22 protein-coding genes are annotated in these 22,185 nt (G+C 44.9%); 11 read left to right on the top strand and 11 right to left on the bottom strand.

What is annotated here, in order from left to right; translation table 11 throughout:
* Position 1: 1 nt before the first annotated feature.
* The gene (locus tag QUB70_RS20460; RefSeq protein ID WP_332983076.1) at positions 2-184 is read left to right on the top strand and encodes a hypothetical protein; all 183 of its coding nucleotides are present in this window, start codon (positions 2-4) and stop codon (positions 182-184) included.
* A gap of 111 nt (positions 185-295) precedes the next feature.
* Here the strand turns inward: QUB70_RS20460 and QUB70_RS20455 are convergent, their stop codons facing one another.
* A complete protein-coding gene (locus QUB70_RS20455; RefSeq protein WP_332983075.1) occupies positions 296-673 on the bottom strand; it encodes a hypothetical protein in 378 nt (125 codons plus the stop codon).
* 58 nt (positions 674-731) lie between these two features.
* Between QUB70_RS20455 and QUB70_RS20450 the strand changes: the two genes are divergently transcribed.
* Complete coding sequence (locus tag QUB70_RS20450) at positions 732-2,384, top strand: FAD-dependent oxidoreductase (RefSeq protein WP_332983073.1); 1,653 nt, start codon at positions 732-734, stop codon at positions 2,382-2,384.
* 313 nt (positions 2,385-2,697) lie between these two features.
* Here QUB70_RS20450 and QUB70_RS20445 read toward each other — a convergent pair whose 3' ends face one another.
* Both QUB70_RS20445 and QUB70_RS20440 read right to left on the bottom strand, forming a co-directional pair.
* Complete coding sequence (locus QUB70_RS20445) at positions 2,698-3,072, bottom strand: type II toxin-antitoxin system RelE family toxin (protein ID WP_194065595.1); 375 nt, start codon at positions 3,070-3,072, stop codon at positions 2,698-2,700.
* On the bottom strand, positions 3,065-3,400 hold the full coding sequence (locus tag QUB70_RS20440) for a hypothetical protein (RefSeq protein WP_332983072.1): 336 nt from the start codon (positions 3,398-3,400) through the stop codon (positions 3,065-3,067). The genes QUB70_RS20445 and QUB70_RS20440 overlap by 8 nt, the downstream gene beginning before the upstream one ends.
* A 157-nt stretch (positions 3,401-3,557) precedes the next feature.
* On the opposite strand from QUB70_RS20440, the gene QUB70_RS20435 reads away from it, so the two are divergent.
* Both QUB70_RS20435 and QUB70_RS20430 read left to right on the top strand, forming a co-directional pair.
* On the top strand, positions 3,558-6,344 hold the full coding sequence (locus QUB70_RS20435) for a valine--tRNA ligase (RefSeq protein WP_332983071.1): 2,787 nt from the start codon (positions 3,558-3,560) through the stop codon (positions 6,342-6,344).
* Between the two features lie 295 nt (positions 6,345-6,639).
* Positions 6,640-7,122 carry a hypothetical protein gene (locus tag QUB70_RS20430; protein ID WP_332983070.1) on the top strand — a complete coding sequence of 161 codons (483 nt, stop codon included), beginning with the start codon at positions 6,640-6,642 and terminating at the stop codon, positions 7,120-7,122.
* Between the two features lie 90 nt (positions 7,123-7,212).
* Here the strand turns inward: QUB70_RS20430 and crtB are convergent, their stop codons facing one another.
* Together crtB and pds are read right to left on the bottom strand one after the other, a co-directional pair.
* Positions 7,213-8,142: a 15-cis-phytoene synthase CrtB gene (gene crtB, locus QUB70_RS20425; protein WP_332983069.1), complete on the bottom strand. Its 930-nt coding sequence runs from the start codon at positions 8,140-8,142 to the stop codon at positions 7,213-7,215.
* 92 nt (positions 8,143-8,234) lie between these two features.
* Positions 8,235-9,608 carry a 15-cis-phytoene desaturase gene (gene pds / locus QUB70_RS20420; RefSeq protein WP_332983068.1) on the bottom strand — a complete coding sequence of 458 codons (1,374 nt, stop codon included), beginning with the start codon at positions 9,606-9,608 and terminating at the stop codon, positions 8,235-8,237.
* 378 nt (positions 9,609-9,986) lie between these two features.
* Between pds and QUB70_RS20415 the strand changes: the two genes are divergently transcribed.
* A complete protein-coding gene (locus QUB70_RS20415; RefSeq protein ID WP_332983067.1) occupies positions 9,987-10,625 on the top strand; it encodes a restriction endonuclease subunit R in 639 nt (212 codons plus the stop codon).
* Between the two features lie 128 nt (positions 10,626-10,753).
* Here the strand turns inward: QUB70_RS20415 and QUB70_RS20410 are convergent, their stop codons facing one another.
* The 6 genes from QUB70_RS20410 to QUB70_RS20385 form a co-directional block, all read right to left on the bottom strand.
* Positions 10,754-11,461 (bottom strand): phytanoyl-CoA dioxygenase family protein, encoded by a 708-nt coding sequence (locus QUB70_RS20410; RefSeq protein ID WP_332983066.1) that lies wholly within the window; start codon positions 11,459-11,461, stop codon positions 10,754-10,756.
* A 69-nt stretch (positions 11,462-11,530) separates the two neighbouring features.
* Positions 11,531-12,571 carry a DUF6745 domain-containing protein gene (locus QUB70_RS20405; RefSeq protein ID WP_332983065.1) on the bottom strand — a complete coding sequence of 347 codons (1,041 nt, stop codon included), beginning with the start codon at positions 12,569-12,571 and terminating at the stop codon, positions 11,531-11,533.
* A gap of 137 nt (positions 12,572-12,708) precedes the next feature.
* Positions 12,709-13,116: a type II toxin-antitoxin system tRNA(fMet)-specific endonuclease VapC gene (vapC, locus tag QUB70_RS20400; protein ID WP_332983064.1), complete on the bottom strand. Its 408-nt coding sequence runs from the start codon at positions 13,114-13,116 to the stop codon at positions 12,709-12,711.
* Positions 13,113-13,367, bottom strand: a complete 255-nt coding sequence (locus QUB70_RS20395) for a hypothetical protein (RefSeq protein ID WP_332983063.1) — start codon at positions 13,365-13,367, stop codon at positions 13,113-13,115. Before QUB70_RS20395 ends, vapC begins: the two co-directional genes overlap by 4 nt.
* 63 nt (positions 13,368-13,430) lie before the next feature.
* On the bottom strand, positions 13,431-13,730 hold the full coding sequence (locus QUB70_RS20390) for a type II toxin-antitoxin system RelE family toxin (protein WP_332983062.1): 300 nt from the start codon (positions 13,728-13,730) through the stop codon (positions 13,431-13,433).
* Between the two features lie 9 nt (positions 13,731-13,739).
* Complete coding sequence (locus tag QUB70_RS20385; RefSeq protein WP_332983061.1) at positions 13,740-13,994, bottom strand: hypothetical protein; 255 nt, start codon at positions 13,992-13,994, stop codon at positions 13,740-13,742.
* Between the two features lie 213 nt (positions 13,995-14,207).
* Between QUB70_RS20385 and dnaK the strand changes: the two genes are divergently transcribed.
* The 6 genes from dnaK (at position 14,208) to QUB70_RS20355 (ending at position 22,151) form a co-directional block, all read left to right on the top strand.
* Positions 14,208-16,304, top strand: coding sequence for a molecular chaperone DnaK (dnaK, locus tag QUB70_RS20380; RefSeq protein WP_332983060.1), 2,097 nt, complete (start codon positions 14,208-14,210; stop codon positions 16,302-16,304).
* Between the two features lie 183 nt (positions 16,305-16,487).
* On the top strand, positions 16,488-16,838 hold the full coding sequence (locus tag QUB70_RS20375) for a four helix bundle protein (RefSeq protein ID WP_332983059.1): 351 nt from the start codon (positions 16,488-16,490) through the stop codon (positions 16,836-16,838).
* A gap of 174 nt (positions 16,839-17,012) precedes the next feature.
* Entirely contained in the window at positions 17,013-18,155 is a 1,143-nt protein-coding gene (locus tag QUB70_RS20370) for a DnaJ C-terminal domain-containing protein (RefSeq protein ID WP_332983058.1), read from the top strand.
* Positions 18,156-18,235: 80 nt separating this feature from the next.
* Positions 18,236-19,222 (top strand): Rpn family recombination-promoting nuclease/putative transposase, encoded by a 987-nt coding sequence (locus QUB70_RS20365; RefSeq protein WP_332983057.1) that lies wholly within the window; start codon positions 18,236-18,238, stop codon positions 19,220-19,222.
* A 140-nt stretch (positions 19,223-19,362) separates the two neighbouring features.
* Entirely contained in the window at positions 19,363-21,813 is a 2,451-nt protein-coding gene (locus QUB70_RS20360; RefSeq protein ID WP_332983056.1) for a dynamin family protein, read from the top strand.
* A gap of 185 nt (positions 21,814-21,998) precedes the next feature.
* The gene (locus QUB70_RS20355; protein ID WP_332983055.1) at positions 21,999-22,151 is read left to right on the top strand and encodes a hypothetical protein; all 153 of its coding nucleotides are present in this window, start codon (positions 21,999-22,001) and stop codon (positions 22,149-22,151) included.
* The last annotated feature ends 34 nt before the right edge of the window (positions 22,152-22,185 follow it).

Below are 22,185 nucleotides of genomic sequence, written 5' to 3'. Positions count from 1 at the left end.
CATGAACTTTACTAGCTGCGATTTCTACGGTAAAGATTCCAAAAAACTAACAACATCATCAAGCACAGCTTCTGGTAACTTCTCAACAATCGCGATCGACTGCGGTTGGTTGCTGCGAGTCAGAAGTCAGAGCGATATTGCGATCCAAAAGATATATAGCTTTTATCAAAAAGATGAGGTATGACTGACAGCTTATATAACCACTAAACTAAGAGGGCCCAAGCCCAACTACGTACCTCATTCTGAGAACCGCTATACCAGATCACAGCATGAGTATCAGCTACAGCACGCAGCATTAGAAATCCTCCCTTGGGAAATTCGCCCATTCTTCGCTGCGAACTTCATCTATATCAGTCGCAGAAGGTGCAATTCCCAAGTCAGCACATAAACCCCACAATGATTTGCGGGGAGTCGGCCCAACAACTAATTCTCGTTCTATTTCAGGAACAATCCACTTAATCAATCGTAATTTTTCGGCTAGAGACAAGTGCTTGACAAGATTTAAAACCGCATCAAAAGTCATGTTTTTTATGTTTAAATTGGTGATTGATGTAATTGTAGCAGTTTGGCTGCCAAGCACAGCATCACCAGGTTTGGATTGAGAAGATTCGTTTACCACGGTTCCCGGAAAATTTAAACTTGTGTCGAAACTATCTAAACGTGCTATATTCAACTCCGTAAACCCTGAACTGCTATTTCAGGTATTGCAAATTTATCCACGAGTCAACTGAATGCTCTCTACTTTTAAGAAATTAGCTTCAATTGCAATCATCTTTGCCACCGTAAAACTTTTACTTAATTATCCACCTTTCATAGAAGCAGAAAATTATATCGCAAATAGAAACCCAGCAAGTGCCACCTTAGACACTGGAACTCTGCACCAAAAATCCAGCAGCCCGCCTCCCGTACCTCGCAAAAAATCACCGGAGGCAAAGTTCGATGTAGTAGTATATGGCGATGAAGTAGCGGGGATATGTGCGGCGATATGGGCTAAGAAAACTTTAGGCGCAAAGGGCAAAGTTGCGATCGTGCGATCGAACTACGGAAGAGATCCTTTGGGCGGCTTACTCACCCGCGGCGGTTTAGCTTACATCGATGTAGATAAAATCCCCGGTTGGTATCGCCAACCCTACGCCCAATGTTTTAAGGAATTCTTAGATAAAGCGAATGCGCCCGAATCTTGCTTAGACCCAAAAATGGCAGATCGAGCTCTCAGGCAAATGCTTTCAGCAGCAAAAGTCAGAGTTATTTCCAACTCAACTCTTACTCCCCGCGTCGTAGATAAAAAAATTGAATATGCCGAAGTAAAAGGCAGCAATCTAAAAATTAAAGCCAACTCTTTTATTGACGTAACTCAAGACGCAGAATTGGCTAGAAAAGCAGGATTATCTTATTATACAGGATATGAATCTCAAAATATAAAATCAAAAAATGAAACTTTAGCTGTCTCTGTAGTTCCGAGAATTACGGGTATAACGATGTCCGACTTCCACAGAATAGAAGATGAAATTCTCTACAACACCCCTTTAGTAAAAAAGATTAAAGAAAGCATTACAAAATCTAAAGATCCTGCCAGTACAAAATTCTGGATGAGGAATTTCTGGAGTACGATTTATCAGCCATATACAGACGGCTACGACATCAGAAGCGTAGCCATAGGTGCAGCGTATCACATAGACAGAAATCTGCCCTTCAGTCAAAATAAAGGATTCTTTTTTGATAAAGGCAATGTCTGCGTTTATAAAGATAATTCGCTGTCGTGGAATGGGTTTCTGTTTAAATACCAAGTTGACCAAATAATGAAGATGGAAGCTAACGGCAGAAAACCAACTCCTGAGATGGTTAAAGAAATGTCATCTCTCCAACAATGGCTACAAAAGAAATCTGGTAAAGATGTGAGAGTATTTATTCCAGACGAGGTTTATATCAGGCAAACTTTGAACGTTCGCGATGTGGTAGATCCGCTGACGGGGAAGGAGATTATCAAAGGGGGAACTGCACCCGAAAAGTCGATCGGCAGTTTTTCCTACGATTTCGATATGCGGGGCGGAGTCAAGAATTTATCTGCGAGAATTCCGCCGCTGCCAGTGTATAATTTCGGGATAGAAAGTGCTTTAGCTAGCAAAGTCAAGAATTTAGCAATTGTCGGGCGATCGTCCGGTTATGTCGGTATGGCGGTATCTGTCGGGCGAATTGCGACGGTGAATATTTATCAAGGACAAGGTGTGGGCGTGGCGGCTGGTTTGGCTAGCAAGTTGGGCGTGCCGCTGAATACGATTACTTCGGCTGAAACGAAAAAAACTCTGGAGACTTTAACGGGGAAAACGACGTATTTGTCGGGGAGAGATACGAGTTATGGCGTTGATTATAAAGAGGTGAAGTAATCGAGATATAGCTGTCGCCCCTGTTGCTATACTATTTTAAACCCCGCCTACAAACTAGAATTTTTTGTTTGAGTTTGAGAACAAAAACGCAATTCCTGGACTTTGATAACTGTTATTCATTGCGATTCTTAATTATTGCAATTTGTTTTACCAGTAGGACTAATGCAAAAAAACGGTCGATCTGCAAAATCGTGGCTTTCTCCCAGAGAAGGCGGGTTGTGGATTAGGGATTTCTGTCAAATAAGATATTAAAAGGATTTTACCACTGAAGATGTCGAAACCTCATATTCGACGGCGCAAGATTCCCCAACTCTTAGATATCCTCTCGATCTTCGCTCTGCTGCTGCTCGTATTCTGTAATAATGTTCTGAATATCCTCTGCTGCAATATCGACTTGTTCGGATTTTGTGTAAAGGGTCAGCAAAATGATTCCCGTTGCTGTTTGGACGTAGTAAATTAAACGGTATCCACCACTTTTACCTTTTTGAGTGTCGCTATTTCGGACTCTCAACTTGAAGACTGCATAACCCACTCCAGCAATTCGATCTCCTGGCAGTTCTCCCCGTGTGAGTTGTTCGATAACGGGTTGAATATCATTGCGAATGCTGCGGTATTTTTTTGCAAGAGTGCGTAAATTGCGATTGAAGGTTGGTGAAACTATAACTTGAATTAAGGGCAAGTCAGTCATTTTCAATTCCTTCCCACATTTGAGCAACCGAAATGGTTTGCCCAGTCATGGCTTCGTGCCAAGCTTGCCGAAAATCTTGTAGAAGCGCTGCTTTAGATTGGCCCTCTCCGTCAATTTCTGAGGGTTCTGGAATACTAAAAGAATTAGCAGGAGGCATCTCTTGGATTTCTGCCGAGAAAACCTCTGGCAGATTATTTTGCGAAATGATTACCCCCTGACATTGCTTTTGGCCTAGAAACTCTATAAAACTCGCAACTAATGCCAGATGTTCTGGAGAGAGTCGATCGAGCGATCGAGCGATTTGATGTCGAAGTGCTGCTACATTCATAATGCCATCAAACCTTTTAATTTTACCTTCATTTTAACGTAAACCCGCCCCGCCTTGAATATCGCTCTTCCCTCTGCCTCTGACGCGGATGCGGTTCAAAACTCTTCTCCTCCCTTCTATGGCACAATCATAAATAAGATCAAACTCTCAAGCTACCATGACCGCAAACCTACCCCCCCAATACGACCCCCAAGCCACCGAAACCAAGTGGCAAAAATACTGGGAAGACAACCAAACCTTCAAAGCAGACCCAGAAACAGGCGGCGAACCTTACTGCGTAGTCATCCCGCCGCCCAACGTGACCGGCAGTCTCCACATGGGACACGCTTTTGAAGAAACCCTGATTGATGTCCTCGTCCGCTATCACCGCATGACTGGACGCAATACGCTATGGTTGCCGGGAACGGATCATGCTAGCATCGCCGTTCAAACTATTCTCGAAAAGCAACTCAAAGCAGAAGGAAAAACTCGCCACGATTTAGGTAGAGAAAAATTCTTGGAACGGGCTTGGGAGTGGAAAGCTGAATCGGGCAATACTATTACTAATCAACTGCGGCGTTTAGGTGTGTCTGTCGATTGGTCGCGGGAACGCTTTACGATGGATGAAGGCTTATCCGCTGCGGTTTTAGAAGCGTTTGTCCGTCTGTACGATGAGGGGCTGATTTATCGCGGCAATTACTTGGTGAATTGGTGTCCGGCGAGTCAGTCTGCTGTGTCGGATTTGGAGGTAGACCAGCAGGAAGTTGAGGGCCATTTGTGGCATTTCCGCTATCCTTTGACGGACGGTTCCGGTTATTTGGAGGTGGCGACGACTCGGCCGGAAACGATGTTGGGCGATACTGGGGTGGCGGTGAATCCACAGGACGATCGCTACAAGCATCTTATCGGTAAAACTGTCACTTTGCCGATCGCACATCGCGAAATTCCCATCATTGCCGATGAGTTTGTCGATCCGACTTTCGGAACTGGTTGTGTCAAGGTAACTCCCGCCCACGATCCGAATGACTTCGAGATGGGCAAGCGCCACAATTTGCCGTTTATCAACATCATGAATAAAGACGGCACTTTAAATGAAAATGCCGGAGAGTTCCAGGGACAAGACCGATTTGTTGCCCGAAAAAATGTCGTACAGCGTTTAGAAACAGACGGGTTTTTGGTTAAAATAGAAGATTACAAGCATACAGTTCCCTACAGCGAACGCGGCAAGGTTCCGGTCGAACCTTTGATATCTACGCAATGGTTTGTGAAGATAGATCCGCTTTCTAAACGCGCTTTAGAAGCATTAGATCAAAATAACTCACCAGTCTTTGTTCCTGAAAGATGGACAAAGGTTTATCGCGATTGGTTGGTGAAGCTGAAGGATTGGTGTATCTCCCGACAATTGTGGTGGGGACACCAAATCCCGGCTTGGTATGCTGTTAGCGAAACTCACGGCGAAATTACCGACACAACGCCGTTTGTGGTGGCGAAAACTGAAGCTGAAGCCAAGGAAAAAGCTATCGCTAAGTTTGGTAATGATGTCCAGCTAGCAAGAGATCCAGATGTACTTGATACTTGGTTTTCGTCTGGGTTGTGGCCTTTCTCAACTTTGGGATGGCCGGACGAAACTAAAGATTTGGAGTTTTACTATCCGACAACTACTTTGGTTACTGGTTTTGATATCATCTTTTTCTGGGTTGCTAGAATGACGATGATGGCAGGACATTTTACGGAAAAGATGCCTTTTGATACTGTTTACATTCACGGTTTGGTGTTGGATGAAAACGGTCATAAAATGGGTAAGAGTAAAGGTAATGGCATCGATCCGCTGCTGTTGATTGGCAAGTACGGTACTGATGCTTTGCGCTACACTTTGGTTAAGGAAGTGGTTGGCGCAGGTCAAAATATTCGCATGGAGTACGATCGCAAAACTGATGAATCGAAATCAGTGGAAGCTTCGCGGAACTTCACGAATAAGTTGTGGAATGCGGCTAGGTTTGTGATGATGAATTTGGAGGGGCAGACTCCGCAGCAGTTGGGAAATCCTCACCCCCCCCAGCCCCCCCTTGCTAAGGGGGGGAGAGAAGAAGGTTTGGAATTGTGCGATCGCTGGATTCTTTCTCGCTACAATCAAGTTGTGCAATCAAGCCGCAATTGTTTGGAAAATTACGGTTTGGGGGAAGCTGCGAAGGGACTTTATGAGTTTATTTGGGGCGATTTCTGTGACTGGTATATTGAGTTAGTCAAGTCTCGCTTGCAACAGGATGCTGAACCAAATTCTAAGAAAGTGGCACAGCAAACTTTTGCTTTTGTGTTGGAAGGGATTCTGAAACTGCTGCATCCTTTTATGCCGCACATTACTGAGGAGATTTGGCACACTCTGACTCAAACAGGTGATGGCGAATGTTTGGCTTTGCAAGCTTATCCAGAAGCTGATGTTTCGCTAATCGATCCAGAGTTAGAACAGCAGTTTGAGTTGTTGTTCGGTACAATTCGCACTATTCGCAATTTGCGGGCTGATGCTGATATCAAACCCAGTGTGAAGGTGACGGCGATTTTGCAAAGCGAAAGCGAGAAAGAACGCCAAATTATCTCAGATGGAGGTGTTTACATTCAGGATTTGGCAAAAGTCGAAAATCTGACAGTTACTGCTAGTTTGGATGCAGAACCCCCCCTTAATCCCCCCCTTGGTAAGGGGGGGCAAGGGGGGTCAATTGCTGGGGTTGTGGGTACTGTGCAAGTATTGATTCCTCTGGCTGGGGTGGTCGATTTGGAGGCTTTGCGTGCTAAGTTAGAGAAGAAGTTGAGCAAGGTGGAAGCTGAAATTAAGCATACTGCGGCGCGCTTGACTAATCAGAAGTTTGTGGATAAGGCTACTCCTGATGTGGTTCAGGGGGCGAGGGATGCTTTGGCTGAAGCCGAAAAACAAGCTGAGATTTTGCGCGATCGGCTAAAGGTGTTTTAAGAGTTGACTGTTGACTGTAACCTCCCAGGCTATGCCCATTGGTGACAACAAACACGTTAAACAGACCGTCTCTTTTGTTTTTATCGAAGTCTAGATCCCCCCTAACCCCCCTTATTAAGGGGGGACAAGAGGGTTCAAAGTCAACCCATACTCCCCTTATTAAGGGGGGACAAGAGGGTTCAAAGTCCCCCTTCTTAAGGGGGATTTAGGGGGATCTAGTCTCCGCTACAAGCGAGATATACAAATAACCAATCACTAATAACAAATAACCAATCACTAATAACAAATAACCCTCATGTTATATTTAGCCCAAGTACAAAATCAGGAAAATTTAGGCGAGATAAGTCTGCAATTGCTGGCTTGCCAAAATTCTGATAATAGTTGGGCTATTCTTAGTGAAGAAAGTTTCTTGACATTACCGCCAGATTTTGCTCAAAACCCAAATAACTCCGCCACTAATGTTTTAAATGAAGGAATTTTAGTATTAGCAAATGTTGACCAAAATAGCCAGGTTTTGCATATTCAATCAGCTACAAACTGGGTGCTAGAATTAGTTGAAAAATATTTAATAACAGGCTTTACTCCCGATTTTTTGCAGCAAGAAGCCCAAAAAGCAGAAGATTGGCGGCAATCTCTCACTTTGCAGAGTCAAGAATTGTCTCGCCGATCGATCGAAGTTGAAGCCCGCCGGGAACAAATTCAAAATTTAGAGGCAAAACTCCAGCAGGAAAAGCAATTGTTGGAAAGTTCGATCGCCCAATTGAAAACAAACAATTGAAAACAAAATTTGAATCCGCCGAATATAATTCGGGGCTATACAAACAAAGTCCGCCTACGCGGACTGAGATAAAAGCAAAATTGCCCGCGGCTAAAGCACTTTTGACTTCACCCAAGCGGCGGGGAGACACAGCAGTTTCTGAGAATTGGTAACGTAAGCCCGCTTCTGGAAAACATCGTACTGATTGCGTTCGATCGCATTTAAGATTCTGCTGTACAGCATCGTAGCAGCCCAAACTGTCCAGCGAATATCGGGACTGAGCACTTTAATTCCGGGCTCGGCGCTGGCGTATAATTTGCGAGCTCGCTGAATTTGAAACCGCATCAATTCCCGCCAGCGGTTGTCAATTACACCGTTGAATAAATCTTCTTCGGTGTAGTTAAACAGCGCTAAGTCTTCTAAAGGAATGTAAATGCGGCCGCGGCGGGCGTCTTCTCCGACATCGCGCAGAATATTAGTCAACTGCTTGGCAATACCGAGGGAGATGGCTTCTTCTTTGGGAATTCTATTCCCCCAGTGCCAATTCCAGTTAGCAGCGGAGCTCGATTCGCCTACACCCATGACAGACATCGACATCAGCCCTACAGTACCTGCTACTCGATAACAGTAAAGATTGAGCTCTTCAAAAGTTTCGTAGCGGCTGCGGTACAAGTCCATTTGCTGGCCCGCAATCATTTCTCGAAACGGCCCAATGTCGATCGGGAAACGAGACAGCGTATCCACCAAAGCTACGTCGTAGTCGTCGTGGGGATGGCCGGCAAACACAGATTCTAGGCGTTTTTCCCACAGATTGAGGGTTTCAGGGGTCGTTGCATCAGAACCCGGCCCGTCTACGAGTTCGTCGGTGCGGCGGCACCAGACGTAAATTGCCCAAATAGCCCGACGCTTGGCTTCGGGCATGAGTTGAGTGCCTAAATAAAAATTTTTGGCATAACTCGCCGTGACTTGGCGGCACAGTTCGTAGGATTCATCCAAAGAGGCCAGAGTTCTCATGCACTGGAGTTTTGACAGTTGCAGCATCCGAGAATAAGAAATTTAAAGATTAGAATTGACACTCCCCCGTTTAGAAAACGGGAGATTCTTTTACGTCTTTATGAAAAATTCTTAATTTTTCATTTGTTATTGGCCGTCGAAATAGCCTGCGCTGTCAGCTTACCAGAAAGCACGGCACCTTCCATACTCGCAAGATAACGCTGCATTGTATAATCCCCCGTTAGATAGAAATTGCTAATGGGAGTTGTTTGTGTGGGACGGCACTGCTGGCGTCCAGGAGTGGCTTTGTAGACGGAACGTGGGGTTTTGACTACGTGATATTTGAGCAGTTTGGCTGGTTCTGGGATTTGATCGGGAAAGAGTTTTTCTAACTCGACCATTGTGGCTGCGACGATATCTTCGTCAGATTTGCCGATCCAGTCTTTGGCCGGTGCGAGTACCAGTTCCAGCATTGATTTGTCTGGGTTGGCATATTCGCGGCAGGTGTTGCTCATGTCGGCGTAGACGCTCAGCAGGGGCGATCGCGAGAACAGCAAGTGGTCGATATCTGTTAACTTGCGATCGAACCACAAGTGTACATTAATGACGGGTACTCCCTCCAAACCTTCGAGCTGTTTGAAATAATCCATTTCGCCCCAAGGTTCCGGCATCATTAACTTTAGCGGGTCAACCGGCATCGCAGAAACGTAAATATCGGCCGTCAGAATTTCTGACTCTGCCCCTTTTACGCCCCGAATCTGGAAGCCGCGCACCGTGTTGTCATCATTGAGCAAAAACTCCCCGATGGGTGCATTCAGCCGTACTTCGCCACCGCGCTCAGTTATGTAGTCTACCATCGGCTGACACAACCTCTCTGTGGGGGAACCGTCTAAAAAGGCCATTTTCGAGCCTTTTGTCTCTTGCAAGAAGCGGTTGAGGGCTGTCAGCAGAATAGTTGCAGATATTTCGTGGGGGTCGATAAAATTCAGCGCCTTGGACATGGCGATGAATACTTCTTTTTCGACTCTGGGGGGGACGTTTTGCTTTTTCAGCCAGTCGGAAAAGGAGTATTTGTCCATTTCTTCGACGTATTTTTGACCCTGAAGTATCGCCGGAATCAAACCAATGCCGAAACTGATTTTTTCGGCCCAGGTGAGCATATCGTTGTTTCTCAGGATAGCCACAAGGCCGTTGAAGGGAGCCGGAATATTGGGAAAATCAAAGCGGGAATAGGTTCCGGGGGCTTCTGGCTGATTGAAAATCATCGAGTGCTCTTTCCATTGCAGCCGGTCTTCAATGTCAAGTTCTTTGAAGAGTTGGAGCATATTCGGGTATGCGCCGAAGAAGATGTGGAGGCCGGTTTCATACCAGTCGCCGTCTGCATCTTTCCAGGCGGCTACTTTGCCGCCGAGTACGTCCCGACTTTCTAGGAGGATGGGGGTGTGGCCCGCGTCGGTAAGATATTTAGCGCAGGATAGTCCTGCTAAGCCTGCTCCGGCGATCGCAACTCGCATTTGATACTACTTGGCCTCTGTGTTCGCTTCGGTTTAATTATACTTTACAACTCGTTACATTTTTTGGGAACTGGGGAAGGTGGACGCGGCTGTGCTTGGAGATGTCGGCTTAGCCAGAAAGTCCGCCAGGGAATGAATTCCCTGTCTCATAGCGCAAGTCCTCTGAAAGAGGACTGAAGAATACATTAGTCCTCTTTCAGAGGACTTTTGCTTTGAGGCAGGGGTTTCAACCCTTGCCGGACTTGCCGGAATGCGGACTTGCCGGACTTGCCGGAATGCGGGTTTGACCTTAAGTGTCCTAGTAAACGGTATTAACGGAAATTGAGGAATTCTTGCTATCATAAATTAAGAGCGAATTTTGATTAATTGCTTAAATTTATGGTACAAACAATTCAAGCTAGAAATGTCGCGTTGAACGATTTGGAAACCAACTTCAAACTTGAGTGGGTTGAAGATGACCAATTATTTCGCGAGTGGCAAGATGATTTGCCAGAAATCAGTGATTATGAAAAACAACGATTAGACAGAGTGAAAGCAAGTTACAGGAATTTGCTCAAACATCCGCCACTTCTAGAAAATACAGTCAAAATGGTTGTGCTGTCTCCGTTTTTGGATTTAGCTGATTTCTATCTTGCTCCTTTTCACGTTACTTCAGAAAAGTCTGTAGAAATTATTGACGAAGATGAAGGAATTATTGTCAGGGGACAGTTGGATGTTTTGGCTTTGTTTCAGGAGTTTTGGGTAGTGGCGATCGAGTCCAAGAAGGCTGCGTTTTCTTTGGAGGTCGGGATTCCGCAGTTACTGGCTTATATGTTAGCTAATCTGAGTGCCGATCGACCTACTTACGGATTGTTAATGAATGGTTCTAGTTTTTTATTTGTCAAGTTAGTTAAGCGGGAAACACCGCAGTACGCTTTTTCTCGCTGGTTTTCTATGTTCAATCCGGGGAATGATTTGTACACTGTGCTGAGTATTTTGAAGCGCCTCGGTCAGTTGAATGTTGGCAATGTGAGTTAGAATGCGATACGATCGCACTCTTTGGTGAGGGCGATCGCTCATATACGCGGTTGTACTTCTGTTAAATAAGAAATGAAGAGTTAACTAATTAGAAAATCGACAAATTCATCGCTTCTTACCAATTATCCCTAAGTTCCATACCATTCTAATCCTTCCGGCAAATCGAGCGAACTATATTCCAAATGTATAACTCGTCGCCGAGACGGAGCGATCGCAGCCGATGAAGAGTGCAATAATAATGGTCGCATGACCAACACGCCACCTTTGGAAACATTACAAGTAATAGGGAATGTATTTTGTTTCCATATTTGTATTGCTTCAGCACTCATTTTCCCGTATCGGTGAGAACTAGGCAGCACTTTTAACGTTCCATTAGCTTCAGTTGCGTCATCTAAATGCAGCCTCAAAGTTAAAATATTTTCCATTACGAAAATTGGCGGTTGGACGCAAACAATACCTGCTTTTATCGACCAAGTATTAAACCCAGGAACGTTAATTTTTCCCCGCACTGCAATAGTTAAGTCTTGATGCCATGCTACTTTCCAATTTGCTGCCGGTGTTTTGTCAAATAAGATGCCGCGTATTATGACTGCTTGTTTCCCCAAAATTGGTTCAACTAATTTTCGCAGACTATCGTCATTAACTAATCCTCGGATGTTAGGTAAAATATCTAATATATTTCTAATTCCGCCCGCACTTGGCCCATGCTTCATTTTTGGTTCAGCAGCATTGACTGCTTCCAATTCTTGGCTGAGTCGAGCGATTGTATCTGTGTCAATAATATTGGATGCGATCGCAAAACCACTGGTTGTTATTTGCTCAATATATTCGCTCATAAGCCGATGGAGAGCGTAAGTTATGGGAAAATAAGTTTAGCACTTTTGTTGATAAAACTGTAATGCCATTCAAGTCTGTACTGAAAAATCCTCTGGATCGACTCCCCAATTTACCCAGCGAATCCCTTCTCGTGCTGAGTTAATATCGGGTGGCACTCGTAAAGCGTGAATAAATCCCGTGCTGGGACAAGTCATTTTTAACAGATAAATTGGCTCTATGTCAACGGTTGTATCAATTTTTAATAAAGTGTATTCTTGCCAAGTATCTAATACAACTGCTGCTAATTGTTCGCAAATGCGATCGTAACCAATTCCTTGAATTAGCACTCGCTTGAGTTCGGCGTTTTCTTCTTCTAAAAGCCATTGAGTTTGCCATTCGTTGGGGTGGATTTTTCCGTATTTTTCGGGTAAGGTGACGCCGTGATAGGAATAGATGCTGTATCCATCGGCAAATTGAATGGAGGGCCCTCCTTCGGCGTGGAGGCGGTGTTGGCTGTCGAAGGAGAGGATGCGGGGGCGATCGCACACAATGCAAACTTTTTTATAGGTAAAAATCCAGCCGCATTGAGTTGTCAAAGATTGAAGTGCTTGCCACTTTATGGGGTTGTATTTGCACTTTAAGACGGAGAAGCAGAAGTCACAACCTGCCGTAAATTCTGCCCATACTATAGAATCTAAAGGTTCATAATCTTTATCGTGAAAAAACTCTACTTCACCAATGCTTGCTTCCAATAGTTCCTTAAAAATATCAGAAAATCTATTCCATGCTTGCGGGTAAAACGTGCCCGACAACTCATCTGAAAGCTGTTCGCTTATATTTTCCCAAGTCTCGTTGTACAGTTGCTCTGCAAATTTCTCAAAAAGGTTGGCTCCGAATCTTTCATATAGCTGAGTAAGTGATTCGCAGCTCATAAGAAGATTAGCGGCTTCGTAGGGGCTACCGCAAAAAATAATTTCGGGTTCTTTTTCGTCAATTGCGAGGTAAGCTTGTTTAACTGCCTTTGCTGCTTTTGGGCGATCGATCGGCTCAGTGGAGTACATGATTTCCCACCACTTATCATCATAAACTAGCATTAAATCTTCTTGTTCGGGAGTAAGTTTTTCAATCATCGCTGTCCTCTAAAATATATCGCCCTTTGCAAGCAGCAATTCAGTGATTGGCTTGTAAAAATATTGTTGAAAGCTACGGGCGATCGCAATTGCATATTTTCAAGTGCGATCGCTCCCTCCTTTTCCAGCAGCTAAAGTTATGCCTCTATTTCCCAATCCTCCAGACGCAAACCTTCAACGCGGCTGAACTCGCGGGTATTGTGAGTTACCAGAATTAGGTTGTTAGCAAGAGCAATAGAGGCAATCAAAAGGTCATTAGGGCCAATGGGTGTCCCAGATGCAGCTAATTGAGCGCGAATTTGACCGTAAATTACAGCAGACTGGTCATCAAAGGGAAGAGATATAAAGCGATTCAAAAAATCTTGCTGTTGGGCAAGCGATCGAGCGGGATTGTTGCTTCTCATAGATCCATAGAACAGTTCAGCTTTAACAACAGAACATACTGCGACATCCTGTGAAAATAGAGCCTGCAACCTTCGCAAAACTCCAACCGATCTGCCGTTCAAGTAACCGATACAGGTATTGGTATCCAGTAAATAAATCACAGCAATTCCTCTCGCTCTTCATATTCCCCTTGATCTCCTCGGACTAAAGGTTCATCCTGAAAGCACCCGAAAGTTCTCTCAAAAAAACCGGGCGGCCAGCCTAAATCTTCCGGTGTTTTAGCCTCAGTTGCTGGTGCTACGGGCTGGAAAACTACAATAACTTCCAAATCTGTATCTTTGATACCACCGGGGATTTGCAAATGCAACATCCCGTCGGAACCAACGCGCGATCGCACTTTAATACTTTGCATAACTCTGACCTCCTTAAGTTTGTAGCGAAAATTAATCTTGTTCAAGCGTCAGCTTTGTAATCATCACTCCAACTCAGCTAACAAATCAAGCATATCCTCATAATCATAAGGCGGACGCTTCCTGATAGCCAAGACAGCGATTTGTTGAAATTCATCATCAACAGCGTAAATGATTCTCCACAAATCAACTCTAATTCGCCTGGGTTCCCAATTTGCGTTTGCATAAAATCGAAGCATAATGCTGTTGTCAGGACGTGCATCTTCACCCAGCGCCTCAATTATTTTCTTAATTCGCTGGCGAATGACTCCTGGTAAGTTTCGCCTCTCATCGTGAGTAGATGCCAATAACCGAATTCGATACATTTAATAACCTCAATCTTCATCCCATTCATCTTTAACGGCTTCCCAATCAAGCCAACCCGCTTTTTCGGGACTGCCACCGCATTTTTGCAATTGCGTCATCGCCGTTTTGAAAATCTGTTCGTCTTCCCGATCTTCGATCCAGTCGATCAAAGCTTCCCAAGCCGATATGCTCAACTGTGCGGCTTTCTTTTTACCGTTAGCATCAACCACAAATTGAACGGATTTTAATATTTCTTTGAGACTGGTCATTATAATTGACTCCATAATTTGCTCTCCATTCTAATCAATTTGCTCCTCGGTTGCTGCGCCAAACCCTATGGAAAAAAGGGCGATCGCACCCAGCCAACCCCAGCAACCTCAGCCGCAGGTGAGGCAATCCCCCCGCAGCCCCGCTTCTCGGCGCGGTACAATTAATGCGATCGTACTTACGCTTATATTGAAAAGGCTACACACAACGCCACAGGAGACAATGGACGTATGGGAAAAGTAGTTGGCATTGACCTCGGAACGACAAACTCAGTAGTAGCCGTCATGGAAGGCGGCAAACCGGTTGTGATTGCCAACGCAGAAGGGATGCGGACAACTCCTTCGGTGGTTGCTTTCACAAAAGAAGGAGAACGCCTTGTCGGACAGATGGCCAGACGCCAAACTGTTCTCAACCCGCAAAACACCTTTTACGCCGTCAAACGGTACATCGGACGCAAATATAGCGAACTGACTCCTGAATCGAAGCGCGTCCCTTATACAACCAAGCGCGAAGAAAACGGCAACATCAAAGTCAAGTGTCCCCGCCTGAAAAAAGATTTTGCCCCAGAAGAAATTTCGGCGATGGTTTTGCGGAAACTGGCCGATGAAGCTAGCCGCTATCTAGGACAAGAGGTAACGGGGGCTGTAATTACTGTTCCCGCTTATTTCAATGACTCGCAGCGACAGGCGACGCGCGATGCGGGACGAATTGCCGGACTTGATGTCAAGCGGATTTTAAATGAGCCGACAGCGGCTTCTTTGGCTTATGGTTTGGACAGGCGAGAAAGTCAAACTATTTTAGTGTTTGATTTGGGCGGCGGTACTTTTGATGTGTCGATTTTAGACGTGGGAGACGGAGTATTTGAAGTTAAAGCAACTAGCGGCGATACTCAATTAGGTGGCAATGATTTTGACTCTAAAATTGTTGACTGGTTGGCCGAACAATTTTTAGAAAAAGAAGGCGTGGATTTGCGGAAAAACCGCCAAGCTTTGCAGCGGTTGATCGAAGCGGCAGAAAAAGCCAAGATTGAACTGTCTGGAGTCGGTGTCACGGAGATTAATTTGCCGTTTATCGATGCGAATGAAGATGGGCCTTTGCATCTGGAAACGCGGCTGACTCGCGGTCAATTTGAGGGGTTGTGCACGGATTTGGTGCAGCGGCTGCGGCGACCGGTGAAACAAGCTTTGGCCGATGCAAATTTGAGTCCTTCTCGCATTGATGAAGTTGTGTTGGTCGGCGGTTCTACTCGCATTCCTTTGGTGCAGGAAGTGGTTCGCAGTTTGATCGATCGCGAACCGAATCAAAATGTGAATCCCGATGAGGTTGTGGCGGTGGGTGCTGCAATTCAAGCGGGGATTTTGGGCGGGGATGTCCGGGATGTGCTGCTGTTGGATGTGACGCCGCTGTCTCTGGGTTTGGAAACTATCGGCGGGGTGATGAAAAAACTGATTCCTCGGAATACTACTATTCCAGTCAGGCGATCGGACATTTTTTCGACTGCTGAAAACAACCAAACTGTGGTAGAAATTCACGTCATCCAAGGGGAACGGGAATTAGGCAGAGATAATAAGTCTTTGGGACGGTTTAAACTAACTGGAATTCCGCCGGCACCGCGAGGGATTCCGCAGGTACAAGTAGCTTTTGATATTGATGCTAACGGGATGCTGTTGGTGACTGCTTTGGACAAAACTACCGGCAGGGAACAAAGTATTACTGTGCAAGGTGCTTCGACGCTGACTCAGCAGGAAGTGAATCAAATGATTCGCGATGCGGAACAGTTTGCTCAAGCTGATAAGTTGCAGCGGGAAAGGGTGGAAAAGCGCAATCGCGCTGAAGCTTTAGCTTATCAAGCTGAGCGGCAGTTGCGAGAGGTGGCGCTCGATCGCGGAATGCAGTTTGCTCAAAGAAGCCGCCAGCGAATTGAAACTTTAATTCGGGAATTGCGAGACAGTTTGGAACGCAATGATGAGCGGGGAGTCGATCAAGTTGGCTCGGATTTGCAGGATGCTCTTTACGATTTGAGCCGGGAAGTTTCAGCTTTTGCTGAGGATGACGATGATGATGATTTCTTTGAGTCTGTGAAGCGGACTTTTACGGGCGACGGTACGAAGCGGCGCAGCGATGACAGCAGCTATTATACCAATGCTAAACCGTACAGGCGATCGACTGTCGATCCAATTCCCGATCGTATGGGCGATCGCGATCGTATGCCAGATCGCGATCGCTCCTACGATCGCGTACCCGATCGCAGAAGCAGCAGTAACCGCCCGACTCGCCCTTATCAAAATCAAAGCGACGATTGGGATGATGACGACGATTGGCTCTAATTGAAGGAAGAAGGAAGAAGGAAGAGGGAAGAAGGAAGAAGGAAAATAGCGGATTTTCAGCATAGAATTTGTGACATCTCTTTTCCTAATTCTTCTCAGATCCTTTTCTTTCTTCTCTCCTACACTAGACTTCTTGGAATTAGATAAAGATTACTATGATAAGTAAGGAGAAAATTATGTTGTATGACCCATAGAGAACAATACATCTGGCAGCGGGGTATTTATCTTTGTCAACTTTGCTACGAATTAACTAAATCTTTTCATTCTTCTGAAATTTATGGTATTACCAGTCAAATTCGCCGTGCATCTGTATCAGTACCAGCTAACATTGCGGAGGGATATGGGCGTGTTACTAGACAAGAGTATATTCGATATTTGCGAATAGCTCTCGGTTCGCTCAGAGAACTGGATACTCATCTAGTGATTTCTGAAAAAGTAGGGTTAGCAGCACCAGAAAAAATCTCACCAGTTATCAAAGAAGTAGATGAACTCACACGATTAATTGTGAGTACAATCAACAAACGAGAAGGATAAAACATCATCGTTCTTCCTTCATCCCTCATCCTTTATTCCTCATCCTTCATCGTTCTTCCCTCATCCCTCATCCTTCTTCCCTCTTCCTCCTTCCTTCTTCCTCCTTCCTTCTTCCTCCTTCCTTCTTCCCTCTTCCTTCTTCCTTCTTCCTTCTTCCCTCTTCCTTCTCCAACTATGCAGAATTTTCGCAATTACTATCTAATTTTGGGAGTGCCCAAAGATGCCACGGCTGATGAGATAAAAAAAGCCTATCGACGGCTGGCCAGACAGTGGCACCCTGACGTAAATCCAGGTGATAAATCGGCTGAAGATAGGTTTAAGGATATTAATGAAGCTTACGATATTCTTTCCGATCTCGACAAGCGCGCTCAATACGATCAGTTTAGTAAGTTCTGGAAACAAAAGGGATTTCAAGGAAAGCAAGGGGTGCGACTTCCCAATTTCAAAACTTGGGGAAACACTAAAACAACCCGCAAAAAACCCGCCGAAGATGTCGATTTTAGTGATTACTCGGATTTTAATAAATTTCTCGACCAAGTGCTCGGAAGACGCCGGGAAGTGAGGATGGCGACAGCGAATGATGCACCGGGAGTAGCCTCCTCTGAACCGTGGAGTACGGCTTCTAAGAAAACGAGTTATGTTGCTAATTCTCGCCCACCTAGAAGGGATTTTGACGATCGCGAAATGCGACGGGAAACAGTCGATCGCGAAATGCGACGGGAAACAGCCGATCGCGAAATGCGACGGGAAACAGCCGATCGCGAAATGCGACGGGAAATGAGGGAAACAGTCGATCGCGAAGCGAGAAGAGACATTGAGGCCAGGCTAACTCTGCCTTTGGAAAGGGCTTATTCGGGTGGTACTGAGCGAATTCGTTTGGAAGATGGGCGAGCGATCGAGGTGAATCTGCCTCCTGCTATGGTATCAGGCCAGCGGATTCGCTTGCGAAATCAAGGTATGGGCGGCGGAGATTTATATTTGAAAATCACGGTTTCTCCCCATCCATTTTTTCGATTGGAAATGTCAGATATTTGCTGCGAATTGCCACTGACTCCCAGCGAAGCGGTGTTGGGGGGAGATATTGAAGTACCGACGCTGGACGGCCTGGTAAAGATGAAATTGCCGCCTGGAGTAACGTCTGGAAAGCGGTTGCGGCTGGCTAACAAGGGCTATCCAACCGGAAATGGCGATCGGGGCGATCAATTGGTAGAAATTCAGGTGTTAATTCCCAAAGAAATTAGCGAGGAGGAACGAGAGTTGTACGAGAAGTTGCGAGAAGTTGAGTCTTTTAAACCACGTCAAGATTTGTCTGTATAATTGTAGTAGGGTGCGCAGGGCGCACCTTACCAAGAAATAATAAACAACAAATCATCCATTACCCATTACCCATTACCTATATGTTCACATTTATCAATCCTAAGACTGATTTTGCCTTCAAAAAAATCTTCGGTTCTGAAAATAGCAAAGACATTCTCATTAGTTTTTTGAATGCCTTGCTGTATGATAATCAGCCCACCATCGAAAGTTTAGAAATCGTCGATCCTTATTCATTGCCGCTAATTCGAGGTCTTAAGGATACTTACTTAGATATTAGAGCCAACTTAAATGACGGCACAACTGTCATTATCGAGATGCAGGTTTTGAACGTAGAGGCTTTTGAAAAGCGAATTTTGTACAATGCAGCTAAAGCTTATTCCACCCAATTAGAAACAGCCGATCAATATGTAATGTTGAATCCAGTGATTGCCTTGACAATCACTGATTTTGAAATGTTTGAGGATTTTGACAAAGTAACTTCGCGGTTTGTTCTGAAAGAAAGAGAGTTTTTAAGTGATTATCCTATTTATGATATCGAATTAGTTTTTGTTGAGTTACCCAAGTTTAAAAAAAGTTTGGATGAGTTAGAAACTTTGACAGACAAATGGCTTTATTTTCTCAAAACTGCCAGAGACTTAAACACAGTGCCTGAAACAATGGAAGTTGTGCCAGAAATCAATAAAGCATTTGCAATAGCAAGTAGAGCTAATTTGAATCGTGACGAGTTAAGTGACTTGCTAAAACAGGAGATTTATATCCAAGATCGGCGAGGTGCAATATCTAAAGCAGTGCGAATAGGAACAGAAAAAGGTAGAGAAGAAGGCAGAGAAGAAGGCAGAGAAGAAGGCAGAGAAGAAGGCAGAGAAGAAGGAATCAAAACAGGACAAATAGCACTGATTGTTCGTCTGTTGGAACGTCGGGTAGGTGCTATCAGTCCCGAAGTTCAAAGTCAAATCGGGGAATTGTCGATCGCCCAATTGGAAAACTTAGGAGAAGCTTTGCTCAATTTTACCCAAATGTCCGACTTAGCAGCTTGGCTGGAAACACCAGATTTACCCGCCCAATAGCCGTTAGCGCAGCCCTCGAAGAGGATCGCACTTTCAGGAATCCTGGATCGCATAAGTAAAATTACTGTTGTGATTATTCCTGAACTAGCAGAGAATTAACAATAAGGTAATTTTCCCACAATCAGGAGCAGTCTGCCGCCATGACTCAAATGCCCCCTCAATGCAACAATCTGCAAGAGCAAGTTGATTCTTTAGTGCAACTGCTGCGTCAGGAATCGTCTTTGCGACAACAAGACATCACGGCGGTACAAGCTTCTCTGAAAAAAGCAATTTCTCCTGAGTTTGAGATTGTGTTTGCTGGCGCTTTCAGTGCGGGAAAATCTATGTTGATTAATGCTTTGCTGGAGCGGGAATTGCTCTACAGTGCAGAGGGACACGCGACAGGTACTGAATGTTATATCGCCTTTGCTGAGCCGGAAAAAGAGCGCGTTGTTCTCACTTTTTTGAGCGAGTTTGAGATTAGCCAGCAAGCTTCTGTGCTTTGCGAGAAGTTAGGTTTATCTGCTGAAATTAATATTAATCAAACAGATGTAGTGTCGCTGTTGTCTCAGGGATGTAACATAATTATTGAAACGGAAGGCGGCGAAAATAAATCCGAACTCGCCAAAAAAGCTAAGGCTTTGATGCTGCTGTTAGAAGGTTTTGAGGCAAATCGCGATCGCATCCAAACTCTCGAAAACGCTACCTACTCGATGGAACAGTTTAACTTTTCCAATCTCAAGGAAGCTGCTAGTTATGCCCGTCGCGGTAGCAACAGTGCTGTACTCAAGCGAGTTGAATATTACTGTTATCATCCGCTGCTGCAAGATGGCAATATTATTATCGATACACCGGGAATTGATGCGCCGGTGCAGCGGGATGCAGAATTGACTTACGATAAGATTGAAAGCCCGGATACTTCGGCGGTTGTCTGCGTTTTGAAAGCGGCTTCGTCAGGGGAAATGACGACGGAAGAAACCGAGTTGATGGAAAAAACACGGGGAAATCCGGGAATTCGCGATCGGCTGTTTTACATTTTCAACCGCATCGACGAAACTTGGTACAACACGCAACTGCGACAGCGCTTAGAAAATCTGATTAATTCAGACTTTCGCGATACTGCGAGAGTTTACAAAACTAGCGGATTGTTGGGATTTTACGGGAGTTTGATTCGAGGGACAACAGGGCGCGATCGCTTTGGTTTAAATACAATCTTTGCCACCAGTCAAGAGGGAGTTTCTGGATATGATAAATTAGATTCAGAATTGCTCGGCAATAGTGAAGAAACGCCGCAATTTGTTAGTGAATTTAATCGCTACTGTGCGAATTCCGGCAAGCTATCTCCGAGCAGATTTCGCATTTCAGTTAACAGCTACGAAACACCAAATGAAAACTACGTGCGGATTCTTGCAGAGCAAGGCCAACCATTAATTACTCAATTAATTCAAGATAGCGGAATCGAAGATTTTCGCACAGCCATCACCCGTTACCTCACAGAAGAAAAACGCCCGCAACTGTTCAAAAATCTTGCTGACGACTTAGAAGACTTGTGTATTCAACTGCGGAAACATTACCAAACAATTCAGCGGAATTTGGACAGCCAGCCCCGCGAAATTGAAGCAATGAAAGCACAGGAACTTTTGCGGCTAAATCAAGAATTGCAGCAAGTTGGGGAGGAATTTCGCGAACATATCGCCGAAGAAGTCAATGAAATGATTATGAATAAATGCGATATTTTCGATACAGACTTTCGGCAACTGCAATCTCGGATGATCCGCCGCTTGGATGAATTGTTAGACGGATTTTCTGTTGAGGCGGCTTACGGACGCACTTTGCGGAATCATCCCCGCAATGCGACAGCACCTTTAATTGCGGTTTTAGTTGAAGCGCTTTATTATTTGGCGAATCAGTTGGAAGATATTTTAGTAGAGGCTACTAAGTCACTGGTTGATAATTATTTCCAGTATTTGAAAGATAGCGTTCGCAAGTCTGAATACTATCGATTACTTTATCGGTTGTTGGGGAATGATGGGGGAATTGAACAGCAGTTAGAGGAGTTATCAAAGCGGGTTTCTGATGCTTTGGTAAATGCGGCGGGCGTTGAGTGCGATCGCTACGTGCGAGAAAGTCCCCGTTTTTACGATGAAGGCACGTTTTCGATTTATCAATTCCGGGAAACATTGCAGCAAACTTCTCAAGGTTTTGACTGCGAAAATATGGTGGACGCGCAACCAGCTATTCGGCAATTATTGCGGCTGGATTTTGAGCCGAAAGTATCTAGAACTATTCGGCAAACTTTCCGCCAAACTGTCAACCAAACCCTGAAAGAGCATTTGTTGCCGCTGGCCCAAAAGCAAGCTGATGATATTTTGCAGAAATACAGTCAAGCCCGCGATTATGTCGAGCAAACTTTAGCCCAGGAAGCGGAGGAAAAGATTGCTAAGAATCTGCGGCGGCAAGCTGAAAACGAGCAAAAGATTCAAGAGTACGATCGGGCGGTTTCGGGGATTAATAGTTGTTTGCAAGCGATGAAGTTGCACGAGCATTTGTTGCCTGTAATTGGAGAAAATGATAGCGTTGCGGCGGAATATCAGGCGAAAGATATTGATTGAAATTACGGCGATTGGAAATCGGGTCTACACAGACAAAACCCGCCTACGCGGGTTGAAAACATTCTTAGTCCGCGCAGGCGGACATTGTTTGTGTAGACGCAAATTCTATTCGCCGGGCTATTGTCAAAAGAGAGATGCTACTCTAAAATAGTTAGGATAACAGTTAAAAAAACTTAGAGATTAATATGGAAGATAAATTTGATTTGCACAACTGCGGTAATGAGGATGCTTTATCTTTCGGTAACGCAATGCTTAAAGTAGAAAAACTCAAGGAAACAGTAAATGGAGTATGGAGTGGGTGCATCTCACTTTGGCAAATATATCAAATTGAAAGTTGACCGTTGAGGTAAGCACAGCGAAGAGAAAGGATAG

The organism is Microcoleus sp. A003_D6 (assembly GCF_036702825.1).
In the GTDB taxonomy this organism is placed as follows: Bacteria; Cyanobacteriota; Cyanobacteriia; order Cyanobacteriales; family Microcoleaceae; genus Microcoleus.
This window is presented reverse-complemented; position numbering and strand designations above follow the sequence as displayed.

Bases quoted from the DNA above. Each gene is read 5' to 3' on its own strand.
- QUB70_RS20355 (WP_332983055.1), top strand. From the start codon at position 21,999: ATGGAAGATAAATTTGATTTGCACAACTGCGGTAATGAGGATGCTTTA.
- QUB70_RS20415 (WP_332983067.1), top strand. From the start codon at position 9,987: ATGGTACAAACAATTCAAGCTAGAAATGTCGCGTTGAACGATTTGGAA.
- QUB70_RS20450 (WP_332983073.1), top strand. From the start codon at position 732: ATGCTCTCTACTTTTAAGAAATTAGCTTCAATTGCAATCATCTTTGCC.
- crtB (WP_332983069.1), bottom strand. From the start codon at position 8,142: ATGCTGCAACTGTCAAAACTCCAGTGCATGAGAACTCTGGCCTCTTTG.
- QUB70_RS20375 (WP_332983059.1), top strand. From the start codon at position 16,488: ATGACCCATAGAGAACAATACATCTGGCAGCGGGGTATTTATCTTTGT.
- QUB70_RS20370 (WP_332983058.1), top strand. From the start codon at position 17,013: ATGCAGAATTTTCGCAATTACTATCTAATTTTGGGAGTGCCCAAAGAT.
- pds (WP_332983068.1), bottom strand. From the start codon at position 9,608: ATGCGAGTTGCGATCGCCGGAGCAGGCTTAGCAGGACTATCCTGCGCT.
- QUB70_RS20435 (WP_332983071.1), top strand. From the start codon at position 3,558: ATGACCGCAAACCTACCCCCCCAATACGACCCCCAAGCCACCGAAACC.
- QUB70_RS20360 (WP_332983056.1), top strand. From the start codon at position 19,363: ATGACTCAAATGCCCCCTCAATGCAACAATCTGCAAGAGCAAGTTGAT.
- dnaK (WP_332983060.1), top strand. From the start codon at position 14,208: ATGGGAAAAGTAGTTGGCATTGACCTCGGAACGACAAACTCAGTAGTA.
- QUB70_RS20385 (WP_332983061.1), bottom strand. From the start codon at position 13,994: ATGGAGTCAATTATAATGACCAGTCTCAAAGAAATATTAAAATCCGTT.
- QUB70_RS20460 (WP_332983076.1), top strand. From the start codon at position 2: ATGAACTTTACTAGCTGCGATTTCTACGGTAAAGATTCCAAAAAACTA.
- QUB70_RS20405 (WP_332983065.1), bottom strand. From the start codon at position 12,571: ATGATTGAAAAACTTACTCCCGAACAAGAAGATTTAATGCTAGTTTAT.
- QUB70_RS20445 (WP_194065595.1), bottom strand. From the start codon at position 3,072: ATGACTGACTTGCCCTTAATTCAAGTTATAGTTTCACCAACCTTCAAT.
- QUB70_RS20410 (WP_332983066.1), bottom strand. From the start codon at position 11,461: ATGAGCGAATATATTGAGCAAATAACAACCAGTGGTTTTGCGATCGCA.
- QUB70_RS20440 (WP_332983072.1), bottom strand. From the start codon at position 3,400: ATGAATGTAGCAGCACTTCGACATCAAATCGCTCGATCGCTCGATCGA.
- QUB70_RS20430 (WP_332983070.1), top strand. From the start codon at position 6,640: ATGTTATATTTAGCCCAAGTACAAAATCAGGAAAATTTAGGCGAGATA.
- QUB70_RS20390 (WP_332983062.1), bottom strand. From the start codon at position 13,730: ATGTATCGAATTCGGTTATTGGCATCTACTCACGATGAGAGGCGAAAC.
- QUB70_RS20365 (WP_332983057.1), top strand. From the start codon at position 18,236: ATGTTCACATTTATCAATCCTAAGACTGATTTTGCCTTCAAAAAAATC.
- QUB70_RS20395 (WP_332983063.1), bottom strand. From the start codon at position 13,367: ATGCAAAGTATTAAAGTGCGATCGCGCGTTGGTTCCGACGGGATGTTG.